General features: G+C 43.7%; 1 protein-coding gene. It reads right to left on the bottom strand.

Going from position 1 to position 1,017, the window contains the following annotated elements:
• Positions 1–98 precede the first annotated feature (98 nt).
• A complete protein-coding gene (locus ACOCD9_RS01270) occupies positions 99–239 on the bottom strand; it encodes a tyrosine-type recombinase/integrase (protein WP_419546186.1) in 141 nt (46 codons plus the stop codon).
• Between the last annotated feature and the right edge of the window lie 778 nt (positions 240–1,017).

Below are 1,017 nucleotides of genomic sequence, written 5' to 3'. Positions count from 1 at the left end.
ATAGGTTCTGCATACCGTGTCCGCCGTCCTTTCCAGCTCAACTTGTTTACTTCGATCTCGCCCAACCCGACATAAGCAGACTTAATATCTCCCGCTCCTTAGCGGTTTACTGCATACACCCTCCCCTCAGCGAACTCTATATCCTCCCAAAGCAACTGGATCACCTCGGATATCCGCAAACCTGAAGCCGCCAAAAGGCCCCAGATTGCCGCAGCTCTATAGCATGTTGCGCGCTCAATCAGAATCGAAATAAGTTACAAGAGGAAGAGATTTGACTCAACAATTATTTGACCTTGCGGATTATTTCTCGGAACGTCACGATAAATCCTCCGGGCTCTATCGACATTCTTCCTACCAGTACCCCCACAAACTTATCCGACCAATTAATAATATACGAGTTGAAAACTTCTGCAACGCCGTAAACATAGCAATTGAAAAAACCCTCCCAAGCTCCAGGGCTGAGCCATTACGTAGATCCGCAAGAAATACATTACTCAAACATAAAAATTCGGTTACAACAACGTGATTGTTTCTAGCCATCCTTGGCGAGATGCTACGACGGGGGCACTCAATGCTTATATCCTTAATTTAGCCATCAGCCGACTTGACCCCGTGAACCAGATAGGATTAATAGCAATTGCATAGTTGATTAACCACAGATGCCGATACAACGCCAGCGAGCTCAAGCCCAGCTAACAGATAACGCAAAAAACCAATCAAACAGTAGATATATTTAGTTACTGAATGAGGCGACATATTGACATCGATCATTTATGCGAGGAATATCCGAAATGGAATAAATTCAAATCCGTGCCCGCCTCATCTATGCAGATCAGCTTAGGACAACTACGCCCGTTATATACCGCCCCAACCAGATTGAACTTATACATACATATAACTCCCTTCATGGCAAACACCACAAACCAAATTTCATTATCGCCAGGGATACTTAAGATAACGAATTAGATTTGTCGATTTTCACGACATCAAAGCAAAAACAAATCTCGCGTTGAAATT

Source organism: Microcystis sp. (assembly GCF_048564745.1).
GTDB classification, from domain to species: domain Bacteria; phylum Cyanobacteriota; class Cyanobacteriia; order Cyanobacteriales; family Microcystaceae; genus Microcystis; species Microcystis ichthyoblabe_A.
The sequence above is the reverse complement of the archived record's forward strand: the minus strand, read 5'-3'. Positions and strand labels throughout refer to the sequence as shown.